12 protein-coding genes are annotated in these 18,605 nt (G+C 54.2%); 4 read left to right on the top strand and 8 right to left on the bottom strand.

Annotation, left to right across the window (positions count from 1 at the left end):
• The 3 genes from HNQ59_RS13235 to HNQ59_RS13245 form a co-directional block, all read left to right on the top strand.
• On the top strand, positions 1-723 hold a 723-nt coding region (locus tag HNQ59_RS13235; RefSeq protein ID WP_184040262.1), incomplete at its 5' end, for a DUF2345 domain-containing protein.
• Between the two features lie 13 nt (positions 724-736).
• A complete protein-coding gene (locus HNQ59_RS13240; protein WP_184040265.1) occupies positions 737-2,824 on the top strand; it encodes an esterase/lipase family protein in 2,088 nt (695 codons plus the stop codon).
• A 2-nt stretch (positions 2,825-2,826) separates the two neighbouring features.
• On the top strand, positions 2,827-4,140 hold the full coding sequence (locus HNQ59_RS13245) for a T6SS immunity protein Tli4 family protein (protein ID WP_184040268.1): 1,314 nt from the start codon (positions 2,827-2,829) through the stop codon (positions 4,138-4,140).
• A gap of 48 nt (positions 4,141-4,188) precedes the next feature.
• Here HNQ59_RS13245 and HNQ59_RS13250 read toward each other — a convergent pair whose 3' ends face one another.
• Positions 4,189-4,464, bottom strand: coding sequence for a polyhydroxyalkanoic acid system family protein (locus HNQ59_RS13250; RefSeq protein WP_184040271.1), 276 nt, complete (start codon positions 4,462-4,464; stop codon positions 4,189-4,191).
• Between the two features lie 189 nt (positions 4,465-4,653).
• Positions 4,654-6,642, bottom strand: a complete 1,989-nt coding sequence (locus HNQ59_RS13255) for an SDR family oxidoreductase (RefSeq protein ID WP_184040274.1) — start codon at positions 6,640-6,642, stop codon at positions 4,654-4,656.
• 414 nt (positions 6,643-7,056) lie between these two features.
• On the opposite strand from HNQ59_RS13255, the gene HNQ59_RS13260 reads away from it, so the two are divergent.
• Positions 7,057-8,562, top strand: coding sequence for a WS/DGAT/MGAT family O-acyltransferase (locus HNQ59_RS13260; RefSeq protein ID WP_184040277.1), 1,506 nt, complete (start codon positions 7,057-7,059; stop codon positions 8,560-8,562).
• Between the two features lie 137 nt (positions 8,563-8,699).
• On the opposite strand, the gene HNQ59_RS13265 is transcribed toward HNQ59_RS13260, so the two are convergent.
• The 6 genes from HNQ59_RS13265 to pgi all read right to left on the bottom strand — a co-directional run bounded on the left by HNQ59_RS13265 (position 8,700) and on the right by pgi (position 18,460).
• On the bottom strand, positions 8,700-10,799 hold the full coding sequence (locus HNQ59_RS13265; RefSeq protein WP_343074279.1) for an EAL domain-containing protein: 2,100 nt from the start codon (positions 10,797-10,799) through the stop codon (positions 8,700-8,702).
• A 1-nt stretch (position 10,800) separates the two neighbouring features.
• Positions 10,801-11,247: a response regulator gene (locus tag HNQ59_RS13270; protein ID WP_425491391.1), complete on the bottom strand. Its 447-nt coding sequence runs from the start codon at positions 11,245-11,247 to the stop codon at positions 10,801-10,803.
• Between the two features lie 425 nt (positions 11,248-11,672).
• On the bottom strand, positions 11,673-14,315 hold the full coding sequence (gene pepN / locus HNQ59_RS13275; protein ID WP_184040280.1) for an aminopeptidase N: 2,643 nt from the start codon (positions 14,313-14,315) through the stop codon (positions 11,673-11,675).
• A gap of 58 nt (positions 14,316-14,373) precedes the next feature.
• Positions 14,374-16,200 carry a M61 family metallopeptidase gene (locus HNQ59_RS13280; protein WP_184040283.1) on the bottom strand — a complete coding sequence of 609 codons (1,827 nt, stop codon included), beginning with the start codon at positions 16,198-16,200 and terminating at the stop codon, positions 14,374-14,376.
• 207 nt (positions 16,201-16,407) lie between these two features.
• On the bottom strand, positions 16,408-16,893 hold the full coding sequence (locus HNQ59_RS13285; protein ID WP_184040286.1) for a CinA family protein: 486 nt from the start codon (positions 16,891-16,893) through the stop codon (positions 16,408-16,410).
• On the bottom strand, positions 16,883-18,460 hold the full coding sequence (pgi, locus tag HNQ59_RS13290) for a glucose-6-phosphate isomerase (RefSeq protein WP_246490996.1): 1,578 nt from the start codon (positions 18,458-18,460) through the stop codon (positions 16,883-16,885). Before pgi ends, HNQ59_RS13285 begins: the two co-directional genes overlap by 11 nt.
• Between the last annotated feature and the right edge of the window lie 145 nt (positions 18,461-18,605).

Genomic DNA, 18,605 nt, shown 5'->3' on the forward strand with positions numbered 1-18,605 from the left:
AATGTACAGCTCAGTGCCGGGCGGGCCCTGGTCCAGAAGGCGCTGCAGGGGATCAGTCTGTTCACCCACAGGGTCGGCATGAAGCTGATTGCCGCGAGTGGCAAGCTGACTGTGCAGGCGCAGGATGGCGAAGCCGAAATCGGCTCGGCCAAGTCGATGTATCTCTATTCCGTCGATGACATGGTGCGCATCGATGCGGGCAAGGGCATCCTGCTCACTTCCGGCGGGGCATACATCAAGATCGCCAATGGCCAGATCGAGCTCGGTGCTCCAGGTGATCTCGCCTTCAAGACCGCTCGCAAAAGCTTTGAGGGGCCAAGCAGCGTAGCTGCACTGACACACACACTGCCCAAGAGCCAGACCAGCATGGATGAACGCTTTATTTTGCGTTATACCGATGGCCAGCCAGTCAAGAATCAGCCTTACCGAATCACCAAGGAAAATGGCGAGGTCATTGAAGGCATCACCGACGAGAAAGGTCACACGCAGCTCATTGAGGATCAGCTCATGCAAGAGCTGACACTGACCCTCCTGCCACGTCCAGATGGCAGTACCAAACACCCAGTTGCAGCGACCCAGGCAACCAATGCAACAACATCGGGCGAACAGCAGCCAAGCAGGCAACAGCCCGCACCAGACAGCATATCAACCGAGCGCATATCTTCACAGCCCGACCCGTCAATTGCCCCTGCACCCGATCAGGACGAACCCATCACCGTTTAGGTATTTGTAAACCATGACAGACAGAGACCCTCCCGTCCGGAATATCAAAACCAGCTTCGAAAAGAATGGCCGGCCCAACTACAAATCCATGACCAGCTCCAGCAGTTTTACTACTCGGGCTGCTTGTACCATCCAAAGCGATATCGCCATTCCGATCATTTTGCTGCCTGGTGTCATGGGTACCAATCTACGTAGCAAAGACACACAGAAGCTGGTTTGGCGACCACCCAATGACCCGATCGAGGGCTTACTTGAGGGTTTTTCCCGCTGGTTCCAATCAGCCAAGAGTAGGCAGGAAAGCATGGTACCCAGCCAGACGGAGGTTGATCCCAGAGGCTGGCTTCATATTCCCGACGAAAATCTTCAGATCAATGAAGAGGAGGCAAAAATACGCGGCTGGGGCGAGGTGCATTGGGACAGTTATGGAGACTTCATGATGTATCTGGAAGCTCAGTTGAATAGCTTCTACTTCTCAAGCCTCCCGTCGGAGAACCCATCAAACAACACGTTGCACGATCGTATTTGCCAAGAGGTGGGAGCAGAGTGGGATATCGTATTAGGCGGTGACCAAACAGGCACACCCAGCTCATCGAAGGAACAAAAAACCTACAAGGACTTCCTGAAATGGGGCCCACAAAACGAGAAGTCTTTTACGCCATTGAGTGTAGATGAGCATAAGCATTTACGTGGTTTTTACTTTCCAGTTCATGCAGTCGGCTTCAATTGGTTGGAGTCATGTGAACAATCTGCCAAACGCTTGGAAAGTAGAATCCTCGAAATCAAGGCTAGGTACGAATCCAGTGAGACAAAGGGCAGTTGCCCATTCAAAGTACCAGGCGTCATTCTGATCACCCACTCCATGGGTGGATTCGTGGCAAGACGCTGCCAACAATTACCTGGAGTGGGGGATCTGATTCTGGGCGTAGTACACGGGGTGATGCCTGTCAATGGTGCGCCAGTAATCTATCGCCGACTGCGAGCTGGTACTGAAGTTCTTGGAAAAGGCCTCGGCATTATCGAAAGTTTCTTTACCGCCAAAGTCATCGGTTGGAGTGCAGAAGACATCACCTGCGTCATGGCCAACTCACCTGGTGCGCTGGAGCTATTACCCAACAGACACTACAACAACGGGAAGCCTTGGCTAGAGCTGCGGGCGACAATGCAGAAGAAGAATGAGAAGAGGGACAGGTGCAAGGAAACCACAGTCAACCTGCCAATTCGTTGCCCTTACGACGAGATTTATAGGCAAGAAACGGCATGGTGGCGTATGGTAGATCAGTCGCTGATCAATCCAGCCAAGTCGGCTCATCATAATGCGGAGGGTGAGCAACTCAAAATATCAGATTGGGATTCCTATCTCATGCAACTTGCTATAGCTGAAGAGTTTCATGAAAAATTGCATCCATCCTATTATGGAAATTTCACAAAGTACCACAATGAAAAAAGACTAGAACCTAACACAGGTGAATCAAAGAGATTATTTCACCCAAACAGCTACATGCACTTTGGGGTTGACAAAGAAAAAAAAGCATATGGAGTGCTAACTTGGTTTGCAAGTGAACTACCATTCAAGTTGACTGAACAACAATTAAAAGATGGTTTAATTCTGCCGAAATCCAACCATCTCGGCGCACTAACGGTTTCGCTTCCAGATAATCCAGGTCATCTCTTTAAATTCAACATCTGTGAGTGTAAGACGTGCGATGGCGATGTGGTTGTTCCAGAAAATTCATTTTCTTCGTTATTCAAGAATAGGACGCCCTCTTGCTCTTGCGAAGCTGACAAACACGGTCCTCTACAAGGCAAAAATCAATCCAATTCCACCGACGGGGCTAGTCTGCCCAATGCCACCTCAACCGAGTGCCAAGCTACAGAAGCCGAGGGCAAAAAGCCCGATCCCGGACAGGGACAGGGTATAGACCAAGTTGATGAACGCTTTTTATTAAAACAAATTTTCCTCATCAAAGGCCCGGAGCATGCGTCTTCTTACAAAAAGGCAGAAAATGAGAAAGATAAATGCCTTGATGATATTAGAAGAACGGTACTTTACTCTATCGGAAAAATAGCCAGCACCGTACCGTTACCAAATAGAGGGGAATAGTCATGAGAAAAAATTACTTCCGCCTTGGGCTATACCTATGTGGCTTGATTTGGTTTCCTTCAACCTCATTGCAAGCTGCTCCTATCAACAAAGGAATAACTGACAATATGGAAAAACAGACCGTTTGCCTTGGCCGATATTTGATTGATCTTCCCAAGGAAATAAACCTTGTTGGCAATTGGGCTGAAAAATTTGCCGGTTACAAACTTGAGACCAATATAAAAACACGCCAGCAATTTGATTCAGATTTAAATGACATGCGGAAAAATCTTGACCAAAGCCCACATCGAAAAGACCCATCTCGACTAAAGCTATTTAACGAAACCAAATCTGGCAATATTGTGGCATATTGGGAACATGATTTCAGCAATGTGGCATATATTCTGGAAGGGCATGCCTGGCATGAAGGTGTTCATTATAAGCTCAGCACCTATGCCAGTCGCAGTCGGTTTGAAAACACTGTCAATGAATTGAGAAAGGTGCTCCCAAAAATCGAATATAGAGCGGAGCATGAATTGCCCGCAAAAGACGGTTTATGTATACGCCATGGACTAGTAGCTGGGCAATTTGAGAAGAATGAAGGTGTGGAAATACAGGAATCCATCAAAGCACGGTTTCAACTCAAGCATCACCCAGATTTTTACCTCAGCCTTTCCAGTGACTCCAATTACTCAAAACTGGAAGAAGGACTGTTGGCACGTTGGAGCAAAGCCCAAGGCTCGTTGCTGGGGATGTTTGCCTCACTTGCCACGGGGGTCAGCACCTTACGTAAAGGCGAGCACCCGGTGAGCGAACTGCCAGGGGAGGAAGTATTGATCACTGCGCCAGGAGAGCGCGGCGGGCGTTTTCAGCAATTCACGTGGGAAACGCCCGGCAAGCCTGAATCAGTCATGTACCCACAGATCCAAATATCGCTAGAGAGTGGCTTCAATCCAGCTAATACCGGGCCAAGCAAGATTCAATCCAGTTTGAGTGATGAAGCCGCTATGAAGCTGTTCGACGAGATCGTGGGCAGTCTGCGCCTTAGACCGGTCACAGCAGCAGGCACCAAACAGCAGTCGGACGCAGCAGACCTGTTTCCCATCGACACCTTGGTTGCCAGCGGCCAGCCCTGCCCGCGAACCGGCACCTGGCGGTGTAGTGAGCGCAATGAGGATGTCGAGGGTGGGCACAATCGTGTATTTGAGCAAGGCGAGCTGCTGCCAGCTGTGATCCTGCTGGGCAAGCCCAACCTGTTTGGCAAACGGCCAGTGCAGACAAATTGGCCAACCGTCTGGCGCTTGGTATCCGCCCCAGAGGACAGTCAGCCGGAGTAGGCATCATGGTCATACCCCATCAGCAATGGGGTTGCACCGGCCCATGGTCTATTTCAAATATTGGTCCAGATACTGCGCCAGCTCCTGCTCGATCTTACCCTTCAAGCCAGACAGCAGCAGGCCCAGCTTTACATCGACTTTGACGTGCTTGTCGTTGACTTGGAACTGACCTGAGACACCGGGTCGGTCGAAGTGCAGGGCATCGCCCGACCAGCGGTAATCCAGGCCGACATCTTTCTTCAATTGTTCTGCTGCTTGTTGAACGAGTTGTCGGGCTTTTTCCAGTGGCAGCTGGTGTTGTCGTTCGATTGAAATGTGTGCCATGTATTCAGCGTCTTGATAGGTGTGGATCTGACCACGAACCCAATGGTCGTGGCGGTTTGATCGCCGCTGACATGTCGTTGCTGCACATATTCGACAATAAGCTGTCGGCGGTCTCGCTTTGTATTTTGGTGGGAAAACAGGTGGGATTCAACCCCGGACAAGCCGGGGCTGGGACATGCGTCCTTACGGTCACATATAGATACCCTTCATGATCTGCGTAAAGGCAATCTGATCCGGCGTCATACTGGCACTGCCCCCCTCCTGCTTGCCCAATGCGGCATCTGATTCACCGAACATCCGATATGAGGTGTTCATGATGACTTGGCTGACTTTGGGTAAAAGTGCATGCACCACTTGAGCAAAGATCCCCAACTTGGTTGCGATCCGCTGGGGGCGATAGATGATGGCTTGTGCGACCAGATCTGCCGCTTCATCCGGTGTGGCCATTGGCACGTTCTGATAGAGCTTGGTCGGTGCGGTCATCGCGGTCTTCACCAGTGGCATATTGATGGTAGTGAACTCGATCCCCTTATCGGCAAATTCAGATGCCGCGCAACGGGTGAATGCATCCAACGCTGCTTTAGAGGCAACATAGGCCGAGAAGCGTGGCGCATTGGTCAGCACGCCGATGGATGAGATATTGATGACATGGCCTTTCTTACGCGCCACCATGTGTGGCAACAGCCCCATCGTCAGTCGCAGGCAGCCAAAGTAGTTGAGCTGCATGGTGCGCTGGTAATCATGGAAACGGTCATAAGAATGCTCGATCCCACGCCGGATCGAGCGCCCCGCGTTATTGATCAGGATATCCACCCCACCGTGGTCATCCAATACTTGCTTGAGCATGGCATCAATCTCGTCCAGATTGGACAAATCGCAGCCATAGGTTGCCACCGTCGCACCCAATGCTTCGATTTCCGCTTTGGCCAGCGCGAGTTTCTCGGGGTCACGCGCCACCAGGATCAGCTTTCCACCTGCTTGCGCGATCTTCAGTGCAGCGGCCAACCCGATCCCTTGTGAGCCGCCGGTGATGAGCACCGTCTTGCCTTTGGCAGCGCCGTGTAAAGAGCGATCAATGTGCAGATCAGGATCCAGATGACGTTCCCAATAATCCCATAGCACCCAGGCATAATCTTCCAGCCTCGGCACCTTGATGCCTGCTGGTTTCAACAATGCTGCCGCATCACGATTGTCAAACCGCGCTGGATAATTCACAAACCGCATGATGTCTGGCGGCAGCCCCAGGTCACGCATCACAACATCCCGAATGCGCCGGATCGGGGTCAGCATCATCATGCCTTGCTTGATCATAGGCGGAATGAAGCCGAACAAGGCTGTGTTCAGCCGCACAGCAATATGTGGCGCATGGGCGGCGCGGGCAAAGATGTCAAGAATCTCCCCAACACGATACGGCTCAGGATCGGTCAGGTGGAAGCACTTGCCATGCTGCCCTTCCACATGGGCGATGTGGTCGATGGCCTTGACGACGAAATCCACTGGCACCAGGTTGATACGTCCGCCATCGATACCGATCGTGGGCATCCAAGGGGGGAGCAATCTGCGGTATTTCTGGATCAACTTGAAAAAATAGTATGGCCCATCGATCTTGTCGATTTCACCGGTTTTGGAGTCCCCCACCACCAAGCCAGGGCGGTAGATACGCCATGCGCCCTTGTATTCCTTGCGGATGATGGCTTCGGAATCATGTTTGGTGCGGAAATAGGGATGTTGCAGATTCTCCGCCTCATCGAACATATCTTCACGGAAGATTCCCTCATACAGCCCCGCAGCGGCTATCGAGCTGACCAGATGGAAGCACCCGGCTTTCACCCCCTCGGCAAAATGGGCGGCATTCCGCGTGCCTTCCACATTGGCCTGTTGCTGTTCCTCCGCCGAGGCTTTGAGATCGTAGATGGCCGCCAAGTGCATCAGGTGCTTGACCTTGCCTTTAAGCCTTTTGAGTTCAGTGGTCTTGATCCCCAACTGGGGCTGCGTGACATCACCGATCACCGGCACGATCTGGCCTTGGGTATCGCCCCATTTTGCTTTGAGCTCCTCCAGCTTGCTCTGTGACGATTCGCGTACAAGAACGTAGATGGTGTCCTGCGAGCGGGCCATCAATAGCGGAATCAAATGTCTCCCAATGAAGCCTGTAGCTCCCGTCACGAAGTACGACATATTTTCTCCCAGGAATATTTCAATTGACTTCTATTCAACCAACCCAGTACAACTATCCAATCAGTTTACTATTTAAATAAATACGATATTATTCATTAAAAGCAATGATGTATATCAAACATCACTGCAATCATTATGACACGACAAACCGAAAAATATTATTATCCCATCCATCAAAAATGTTTAGGTATACTCTTTTTCGAAAATAACTCATCAAGCCCTTGTCTGTATCAGGCAGCAGGCCTTCGCTGTCGCAGCTTGCCTGGTGGCCCTTACAGCGGCCAGGCCCTACACAGGATATTTCACGGTGAGAAATGTGAAATTTGATGTCAAGCGCGCCTAAACTTCAATTACCCAGCAGACATGTGGCCTTTTGAGATGAGCTTGTTTCTTAGCCTACTTGATGGAGTCAAAATGATCTGGAACCTCAATGGTCCGGAAAAGCGGAGTATGTCTGCCGTCGATACCGCCTGGCTGCGCATGGACAGGCGGACCAATCTGATGATGATCGTGGGCATTCTGATATTCGAATCCCCACTGCCTATTGATGAATTCAAACAGCTGCTGGAAACCCGCTTTCTGAAATACCGTCGATTCCGTCAATGCCCTGTTGGCAGCGGCACGTCGTATTACTGGGAGGATGCGCTTGATTTCCACCTTGATAACCATGTCAGCCGAGTCTCGTTGACCGACCGGGCCACGCATGCCGATCTGCAGGATTTCGTCTCGGAGCTAGCCAGCAGCAAGCTGGATGATCGGCACCCACTGTGGCATTTCCACCTGGTTGAGGACTTTGAAGGCGGAACGGCACTGGTCGCCAGGATTCACCATTGCTATGCAGACGGTATTGCCTTGATCCAGGTATTGCTGGGCATGACAGATGGTGCCGTAGCCACCAGGAGAAAACGGAAAGCACAGGATGACGAGCAGGATGGAGACCTGTGGAATCGCTTGTATCGCCCTTTTGCAGGTGCAGTGACGGGCGCAGTCAAGTTCTACTGGGATGTGATCGAGGGAACCATCGACTTGGTCAAATCACCCTCAAAGCTGATGAAATACACCAGCCTGGGCCTGGGTATCACCTCAGATGCTGCAAAGGTGCTCAGCATGTCCAACGACCCTCACACCAGTCTCAAGGGCGAGCTGACTGATCGCAAACGATGCGTCTGGGCCGAGCCATTGGATCTGAACGAGGTCAAGCTGATCGGCAAGGCGCTCGACTGCACCATCAACGATGTGCTGCTGGCCAGCGTGGCAGGCGCGTTGCGTAATTACCTGCTGTCACGCGGCGACGTGGTGGATGGTCAGGATATCCGCGCATTTGTCCCGGTCAATATGCGCCCCACCAACAAGATGGATCGCCTGGGCAATTACTTCGGGCTGGTAGCGCTATCGTTGCCGATCGGCATCGCCAACCCCTTTGCGCGCCTGTACGAGCTGAAGCGTCGCATGGAAGAGCTGAAACACTCACATGAAGCTGTTGTCGCACTGGGCTTGCTGGGCGTGGCAGGTGCCTTGCCGAATGTGGTGCAACAATTTTCGTTCGATCTGCTGACCAAAAAAGCATCGGCAGTGATGACCAATGTACCCGGCCCCAAAGAGCCGATCTTCATGATCGGCAGTCAATTGAAGGACATCATGTTCTGGGTGCCCTCGTCCGGTGAGATCGGCATGGGGGTCAGCATTCTGAGCTATAACGGACAGATCCGCTTTGGTGTCATTGCTGACAGCCATCTGGTGCCTGATCCAGAAAATATCGTCAACCGCCTGCAGAGTGAATTTGACAAACTATTGTATGGCACGTTGTTGAACTCATGGGAGCAACCACTCTCCCCTGTGGTCATCGAGCAGGAGATCCATGACTGGATTACCGTTCAGGAGCTGGAATCGGTACTGGAGGCGGTCAGCCAAGGCAAATAACTCGAAGCCGTGGACAAATAGGGGCGGCACGATCACAGCAGCATAGGCTGCCGCCTCAGCCTGCTGCAAGAGTACGCTGACATGGTGTCGGGTGCAGCCCGAATCGACTGGCAGGTCAGCGATCTGAGCCACCAACCTTACCAGGTGGGATTGGTGCGAATCAGCTCCGTTGCGGCTTCGGCATCCAGCGGGCGGGCAAAGTAATAGCCCTGGGCAAGATCACAATTCAGCTCGCGCAACACTTCGAGGTGCTCAGCCGTTTCAACGCATTCGGCAATGACATTCATCCCCAGGTTGTGCGCCAACATGACGATGATCCGGACAATTTCCTTGCCCTCGATCTCTTCTGTGATCCTGCTGACAAAGGAACCATCTATCTTCAAGGTATCGCAAGGGAAGCGGTGCAGATAAGACAGCGATGAATAACCTGTACCAAAATCATCCATCAGCACCTTGATGTTCTTCTCACGCAACCGCGTCAACATCAGCCTGGCAGATTCAGGATTCTCCATCAGCATGGTTTCGGTGATTTCCAGCTTCAGGTGAGAGGCAGACAAACCAGTCTCCCCAATCACCCCTTCAATCTCCTCCACCAGATCCGGCTGGCTGAATTGCTTGCCGGACAAATTGACACTGACCGGAATCAGCTGATGACCTGGGAAGGTACGCTGCCAAGTCACCATTTGGATGCAGGCCATTTCCAGCACCTGCTTACCGATTTCGACAATCAGCCCCAGCTCTTCGGCCAGCGGAATGAATTCATTGGGCGAAACCAGCATACCGGAAGCCTTGGGCCACCGGATCAATGCCTCGAAGCTGGCCAGCCGGCCTGTCTTGAGGTCAACGATCGGCTGATAGAACACCTTGAATTCACGCCGCTCGACCGCACGCCGCAACTCATGCTCCAGTTGCAAGGTTGTGACGGCGCTGTCATGCATGGTGGCATCAAATACCTCCATTTTCTTCTTGCCGCGCTTTCTGGCCCGATGCATAGCTGTATCAGCATCACGCAGCATATCCTCCGGGCTGATATACCCTCCGCTGCTGAACGTCACCCCGATACTGCAACCAGGGAAGAACTCATGCCCGCCCAAGCCCAATGGCCGACCCAACACGCTTTGCAATATTTCGGCAAAACGTGTGGCCTCTGCCGGGTCGCGCACATCGTCCATCAGTACTGCAAATTCATCCCCACCAAACCTTGCGGCTGCATCACCAGGCCGCAATACCGAGCGGATTCGGGAGGCGATCTCGATCAGGAACTGGTCACCGATCCGATGTCCAAAACTGTCATTCACGTAGCGGAAACGTTCCATGTTCAGGAACAGCACGGCAGACAGATACGCGTCATTACGCTGGCGGTGCTCTAATGAAAAGGCGAGCAGGTCGCTGAATAGCGCTCGATTGGGCAGGCCGGTCAAGCCGTCGTGGAATGCGTCATGCAGCAATTGCTCCTCTGCCCGCTTCCGCTCGGTGATATCCGTCTGCGAGCCCGCCATCCGATAGGCGCGGCCATATTCATCTCGCACAGCCAAGCCACGGGTCAACATCCAGCGATAGCCAGATGTCTTATGCAACATGCGGTGTTCAATTTCGAAATGTGGTGTCAGGCCTTTCAAATGGCTGATGAGTTTGGTGCGAAACGACTGCCGCTCGGCAGGGTGCAATCGACTCTGCCATTCATCGACCGACTCCCCGATTTCGGGGTCTTCATAACCGAGCATGTGTTTCCACCGCGACGAGAAATACATGGAGTCATCGACTACATTCCAGTCCCACAGGCCATCATTGGCGCCAGCCATGGCCAATTTGTAGCGCTCTTCACTGATCCGCAGCGCTTCTTCAGCCCGTTTTTTTGCACGCCGAAGCTCAGCCTCTCGCAGCTCACGCTCCACCACACTGGATAATCGAGGCAGATTGGTCTTGAGGACAAAATCGCTGACCCCCATTTTCATCAGCGCCACCGCAGACTCTTCGCCAATGGTACCGGTGACCACGATGAACGGGCAGTCCAGACCAGCCTCTGTGAACAAGGTCAGCGCAGCCGGACAGCTGAACCGTGGCATGGTGTAATCAGACATGACCAGATCCCACTGGTCGGCCAATGCCTGCAGCATTGCATCGGGCGTATCGACCCTGCGATGGGTGACCTGATATCCGCCACGCTTCAGTTGCAACAACATCAATAACGCATCGTCTTCCGAGTCTTCGACGACCAGCACCCGCAATTCGGACACGCTATCTCCCTACAACTGGCAACGATTCGTTCAATACCAGCCAGTACAGGCCAACCTGGCGAACGGCATCAATGAATTGATTGAAATCAACTGGTTTACGGATGTAGCTGTTGGCGCCCAACGAATAGCACTTCAACAAGTCATCCTCTTCTTTTGAGGTGGTCAACACCACGACCGGGATCAGTTGGGTACGCGCATCTTCTCGCAATGCCTTGAGGACACCCAGGCCATCCAGCTTGGGCAATTTGAGATCCAGCAGAATCAAGGCTGGGTGCACCGACTCGGTACGGTCGGCATGAGCACCTGTACCAAACAGATAGTCCAACGCCTCCACCCCATCGCGGGCCACGACGATCTCATTGCTGATATTGTTCTTCTTGAAAGCGCGCAATGCCAGCATCTCATCGTCTGGATTGTCTTCGACCAGCAAAATGACTTGGTTTCGCATCAGGATTCCGCCTTGAATAACGTTCTGCCCCTGATTAGTTAATAGCTGACTTCCCTGCACTCCGCCAGCCTCCATTGATCCGATATGAGTCTATCCTGTCGCGTCGCCCAATAAAGACCGGGCGCGCCATGTGCATTTCATTTCAGCCGTTGAGCTGGCAGCTTGATACGCATGCAAGCCGGCGGCAAGGTGATACTCGACGCGCCTGTTCCCCATCGTCGTAACAGCAAACGCGCAGATCATCACCACACAACACAGACATCGGGCCGTGCAGGCACCCAATCAGCCCCACCAGGTGGAGCAGTCACCCGGCATGGCCGACCAAGGCGCTGTCGGCACGAGCCCTTGCCCGGCATCGCTGCATTTGTGCCGCTGCCACAAACCAGCGGCACAACACACCTACCGAATGATGGGCCAGGTGATGATCAGGCAAGAGCCTTGCTGACGATTTCGTAGACGTCTTTCGACAAACCATCCGTCTCGACCATGCGGGTGAGTTCCGCTTTCATCAGCGCCTGACGTGCACCATCAAAGCGCTTCCAACGATTGAACGCCCCTGACATCCGCGCTGCGATTTGCGGATTCAGCTTGTCCAACGCCAGCACCTGATCAGCGAAGAAGCGATAACCCGCCCCTGACTTGTCGTGGAAACAAACTTGGTTCGAGGCAAATGCACCCAGCAGTGAGCGCACCTTGTTCGGATTCTTGAGCGTGAACGCCGGATGGCTCAACAACTGCTGCACGCGGGACAAGGTGTCGGGCAGGGTGGACGATGCCTGCAAGGTCAACCATTTATCCACCACCAGCGCCTCGCCTTGCCAGCGCTCATAGAAGGCCGATAGCGTCGGCTCACGCTGTGGGCAGGCGATATGCGTCAATACCGACAACGCGCCCATGGTATCGGTCATGTTATTGGCGGAATTGGCCTGGGCCACGCACAGTTCGCGCATCTCGTGCTCATCAAGTTGCAGCAAGTAGGTCAGGCAGAGGTTTTTCAGCGCACGTTGGCTGATTGCCTTCTGCTCGAAACGATACTCGCCTTTCACATCGTTGGCGCGGAACACCTTCAGCCAGTCATCGCGCAAAGCCAAGGCCAGTTGAGTGCGGACGAAGTCACGTACCATGTGGATGGCATCGGGATCGACCACCGCCATCTGGTCGCCGATGTAGCTTTCTGCGGGCAGGGTCAACGCCAGGGCGATCAATGATTTGTCTAGTGTCTCACTCAGCAGGGTCACGCGGAACGCCTCGATGACCGAGGTCGGAACGGCCAACTCACGCCCTGCCTGATGATCTGCCACCAGGCGCAGGATCAAACGCAATGTCAGTGTCTGGCTGGCTTCCCAGCGGTTGAAATCATCACCGTCATGCGCCATCAGGAAAGTCAATTCATCATCATGCCACTCGTAATCGAGCTTCACCGGCGCTGAGAACCCACGGAACAGCGACGGCACAGGTTTGGCGGGCACATTGACGAACACAAATCGTTGTTCTGACTCGGTAAAGCGCAACACACGCGAGGTGCCGGCAGCCTGGGTCTCCCCTTCCAACTGCAGTGGCAGCTCGTGGCCTTGTGGGCTCAACAACCCCATGGCCACGGGGATGAGGAACGGCTGCTTTTCCTGCATGTCCGGAGTGGCCGGGCAGCTTTGCTTCAAAGTCAACGTGTAGGTATGGGCCTGCTCATCATAGGTGCCGATGGCTTTGACGATCGGCGTGCCGGCTTGGCTGTACCAATATTTGAATTGGGTCAGGTCGGTCTCATTGGCATCTGCCATGGCGGCCAGGAAGTCGTCCGTGGTCACCGCCTGGCCATCGTGGCGGCGGAAGTACAGGTCCATTCCCTTGCGGAATCCCGCAGCACCCAGCAGGGTATGGTACATGCGCACCACTTCAGAGCCTTTTTCATACACGGTCACCGTGTAGAAATTGTTGATTTCGATATAGGAAGCTGGGCGCACAGGGTGGGCCATCGGGCCCGCGTCCTCGGGAAACTGCAGGGTACGCAACGTGCGGACCTGGTCGATACGCTCCACGGCATGGCTGCCCATGTCACCAGAGAACATCTGATCACGGAAGACGGTCAGGCCTTCTTTCAATGACAGTTGAAACCAGTCACGGCAGGTGACACGATTGCCCGTCCAGTTGTGGAAATATTCATGGGCAATCACTGCCTCGATACCAGCGTAATCGATGTCAGTCGCAGTATCTGGCTTGGCCAGCACGTACTTGGTATTGAAGATGTTGAGGCCCTTGTTCTCCATGGCGCCCATATTGAAATCACCGACCGCAACGATCATATAGCTATCAAGATCGTATTCCAGGCCGTAGACCTCCTCATCCCACTTCATGGATTTCTTCACCGACACCATCGCATGGTGACATTTATCGACATTGCCCGGCTCGACATAGATTTCCAGTTTGACATCTTTGCCAGACTGGGTCTTGAAATGGTCTTCCAATTTGACCAGCTTGCCTGCAACCAGCGCAAACAGGTAGCTGGGCTTGCGAAAAGGGTCTACCCATTTCACCCAGTGGCGCTGTTTGTCGACATTGCCATGTCCAACCAGGTTGCCATTGGAGAGCAACACTGGAAAACGTTGCTTGTCTGCGGTGATGGTGGTGGTATAACGCGCCATGACATCTGGGCGGTCAAGGAAATAGGTGATACGGCGGAAGCCCTCTGCCTCACATTGGGTGAACAGATTGTGATTGGATTCATACAGCCCCGACAACGCGGTATTCAGTCGTGGCTGAATATGAGTCACTACCTCCAAAATACAGCTGGATGGCAAAGCGGCCAGCGTCAGCGTGTTTCCCTCGATCAGATAGCGCGAGGCATCCAATACCTCGCCGTCCAACTTGAGCTGAACCAGGGTCAGCTCTTCACCATCCAGCACCAGCGGGGCATCAGCATGGGGGTGTGCGTCATTGCGATTCAGCACCATGCGCGAATGCACTTCGGTGTGGTCATCGTATACGTCGAATTTCAGATCGACCCGGTCGATCAAAAACGGCGGCGGCGTGTAATCCTTCAGGTAGATCGTTTGTGGGGCATCGTTTTGCATGTTCTCAATCCTGCTTTCGTTCTTCGGCGGCTGGTCAGCCGCCTGCTCTCTCATTTATTCAGTTTGTACGCCCACTCAGCCAGGCGTGACGCGCAGCCAGCTGGGCTTTGCCTGGTTTGTCATCCAATTGCAGGACGCAGGTGTCCGGTGCCGGAGCGCGTAATTTGACGGTGAAACTCATCAATTCATCACGACGGAAGGCGTGGATCGTCACTTTGTCACCAACTTGGCGGCGTTCGATCAGGGCATCCAGATTGCCAGACACCTTCAGGCCCTCCACGGCCACGATCAGGTCGCCTGCGGATAGTCCTGCCGCTTGCGCCGCGCCATCGTCCAGCACATGCGTCAGCTTGGCAAACCCTTGTTCGGTGCTTGACCGGGCGCCCAGTACCGGGCGCTTCGCCAAGGTCTCGTCTGACTTGGTGCTGGGACTGCCACCTTTGTCACCACCAGACTCGGCGGCACGCATTGTCATCTGGACACCGAATTTCTTCAGGAGTGCCGGCAATGGCAAATCGCCTGTCGATCGCAGCGCATGATCAAAGAATGGCTTCAGATCCAGCCCGGTGATCTCGCAGGCCACATGCTCCCATTCTGCCTCACCGATGCCTTCGCCACGGGTCAGGTACAGCTGCCACAATGCCCGCATCACATCATCCAGCGATTTCTGGCCCGATGATTTGTCGCGGATGGTCAAGTCCAGCGCCAGGGCCATCATCGACCCTTTCGTGTAATAACTGACCAAGCTGTTCGGTGAATTTTCATCCTGACGGTAGTATTTCACCCACGCATCAAAGCTGGACTCCTCCAGATTCTGCTTAAGGCGCCCGGCCCCACGCATCACGCCGGTAACCGTCTTGGCCACCAATTCAAGATACTGGGCTTCGGTGATCACACCGGCTCGCAACAGCACCAGATCATCGTAATAGGAGGTTACTCCTTCCATGGCCCACAGCAGGCGGGTATAGCCTTCCTGAGCCAGGTTGTAGGGGGCGAAAACCTGCGGTTTGATGCGCTTGACGTTCCAGCTATGGAAGTATTCGTGGCTGACCAAACCCAGAAACTGCCGATAGCCCGCAGATTGGCCATCATCTCCCGCGATCGGCATGTCTGCCCGCGCAGCCATCAGCGCAGTGGATGCACGATGCTCCAGGCCGCCATAGCCATCGCCGGTCAACATGGTCATGAAGACATAACGATCAAATGGCGCGGGCTCACCAAACAGCTTGATCTGATACTCGCAAATCTTTTTGATGTCTTTGGCCAAGCGTTTCATATCGGCATCGTGACGACCCGACAGCACGAAATCGTGTGGCACCCCGCAGGCCTTGAAACTGACCAAGGTGAAATCGCTGATCTCGACCGGGTGGTCGATCAACTCATCGTAATCTGCCGCCTCATAGGTGCCAAAGCCATAACGCTTGGCCCCCTGGGGGCGCAATGCCGTCGCCACGCGCCAGCTCTTATACGCCTTGCCCTCGGGTGGCACGATCTCTACCTCGCAGGGGGTATGCTCCTGCCCTTCAACGCACAGGAACACACTGGTGCCATTGAAGAATGCGCGGGTCTGATCGAAATAGGCTCCACGTACCGACAGATCAAAGGCATACACCTCATATGTGACTGTCAGCACCCCTTTGGTCGGGGCCACCAGCCAGGTGTGCTTGTCGAGCTTGGTCAAAGGGACCGGCTTGCCATTGACGCTGGCGTCGATCCGGACAATGTGGCGTGCAAATTCACGGATCAGGTAACTACCGGGAATCCAGGCTGGCAACGAAAGTCGTTGCCCGCTTTTACTGGGCTCGGGAATGGTCTGCGTGATGTGGAACAGATGCGCTTCTGGATTGGCGCACTCAATGCGGTAGCGAATCGGGGATGTTTTCATGCGTGTATCGGGCCGCCCACTCGTGGCGAGTTGCCGGGTGGATTTAGGGTAAAACGTCTAGTTTAACTCAGAAATGCTTGTGTGCTACGTCCCAGCTACCTAGCGGCTACTACACCAACCAACAACATCTTGTTTTTAAAAATATGAATGGAATCAAGCAAGCAAAATGGGGGTGGTCCCCCCCCATTTCCTCGACATGGCCGATGCTCACAGCAACTCCATCAGCCCTCGCAATGCGGCCTCCACCGCAGCCCGTCGCACCGCCTGCCGATCCCCGTCAAATCGATGGACATTGGCCACGGCAGGCAGGCCTTTCCGCTGCCAGGCCAGCCACACTGTTCCGACAGGCTTTTCCGGCGTGCCGCCATCTGGCCCGGCAATGCCACTCACTGCCACCGCCAGATCCGCCTGTGCGCCATCCAATGCGCCAGCTACCATTGCCTGTACAGTTTCAGCACTGACTGCGCCGTGACTGGACAACACCGCCTCGGGCACGCCCAGCAGCTGTGTTTTGGCCCGATTGCTATAGGTGATGAATCCCCGGTCGAACCAGGCCGAGCTGCCCGGCACCGCCGTCAGCACTTCTCCGATCCAGCCTCCGGTGCAGGATTCGGCTGTCACCAGCCACAGCCCCTGCTCACGCAAGCGGGCACCCAGCACCGCTGCCAACTCATACAGTGCGTTATCGACCATGCCCAAGACGCCGATAGCGAGCGATCAAACCTCGGGTCGATGCATCGTGCTCATGAGTATCCACCTCGTCCGCCAGCTGTGGAATGATGCGCTGCGCCAGCTGTTTGCCATACTCCACGCCCCATTGATCAAATGAGTTCAGCCCCCAGATCACACCCTGCACGAATACCTTGTGCTCATACATGGCAATCAGGCTGCCCAAGGCATGCGGTGTCATCTTGTCCAACATGATGGTGTTGGAGGGCTGATTGCCCGGAAACACCTTGTGTGGCAACAATTGTGCCAATGCCTCACCTGACAGCCCTTGTGCGGCCAGCTCCTGGCGCGCTTCCTGCTCGGACTTGCCACGCATCAGGGCCTGCGTCTGCGCCAGGCAATTGGCAATCAGGATGTCATGGTGGTTGCCCAGGGGGTATAACGTCTTCATCGGCACGATGAAATCCGCCGGGATCAGCCGCGTCCCTTGATGCAGCAATTGGAAAAACGCATGCTGGCAGTTCACACCCGCCTCTCCCCAGATGACCGGACCAGTGTCGAAATCCAGCGTGAAGCCGTCACGTGTCACACGTTTGCCATTCGACTCCATATCCAGCTGTTGCAGATGGGCGGGCAGCCTCGCCAGGCTTTGATCATATGGAATCACCGCATGGGTATGCGCGCCAAAGCAGGTGTTGTACCAGATCCCCAATAAGGCCAGCAGCACTGGGATGTTGCGCTCGAATGGCTGCGAGAAGAAATGCTGATCCATCTCATGAGCGCCAGCCAACATGGCTTCGAAATGATCCATGCCGATCTGGATAGCCACCGTCAAGCCGACCGCCGACCACAGGGAATAACGCCCGCCAACCCAATCCCAGAATTCGAACATGTGCGCCGGATCGATACCAAACGCAGTCACTGCCTGGGTATTGGTAGAAACGGCCACGAAATGCCTGGCCACCGCCGCCTCACTGCCCAGCCGACGCACCAACCAACTGCGGGCAGACGTGGCATTCAGCAGGGTTTCCGGTGTGGTGAATGATTTTGAGGTCACCACGAACAGAGTGGTGGCGGGGTCAAGTTTGACCAGGGTTTCAGACAAATGACCACCATCGACATTGGAGACGAAGTGGGTGCGAATCCCGACCGAGCCATATGGACGCAACGCCCGCGCCACCAACATCGGCCCCAGGTCCGAGCCACCGATGCCGATATTGACGATATCGGTGATGCGCTGGCCCGTGAAACCCAGCCATTCACCTTGCCGGACACTTTCCGAAAAGCGTCGCATTTTTTGCAGCACTTCGCGCACCGCAGGCATGACATCCTGGCCATCGACCAGGACCGGCTCATTGCCACGATTGCGCAAAGCAGTGTGCAGCACAGCCCGATTCTCGCTGACATTGATGTGATCTCCGCGACGCATGCGCAGCATCCAGTCAGCCAGATCAACACTTTCAGCCAGCTCAGTCAGCAGCCTGAGCGTATCCTCCGTGATCCGGTTTTTCGAGTAATCCAGAAAGATCGGGCCGCACTCCAGCGAAAACCGCTCGAATCGGCCAGGGTCTGCATCGAACAGATCACGCATGTGAATACGCGCCATCTGCTGTTGGTGCCGCCATAACGCGAGCCAAGCTCTCGCTTGCGGCGATTTGAATAAGTCTTTCATAGTTCCCAGAGTATTTTTCTTGCCAGCAGGTCTTGGCCTGCTGGTCATTTATTGATGGCTCAAG

The organism is Chitinivorax tropicus (genome assembly GCF_014202905.1).
Taxonomy (GTDB): Bacteria; Pseudomonadota; Gammaproteobacteria; order Burkholderiales; family SCOH01; genus Chitinivorax; species Chitinivorax tropicus.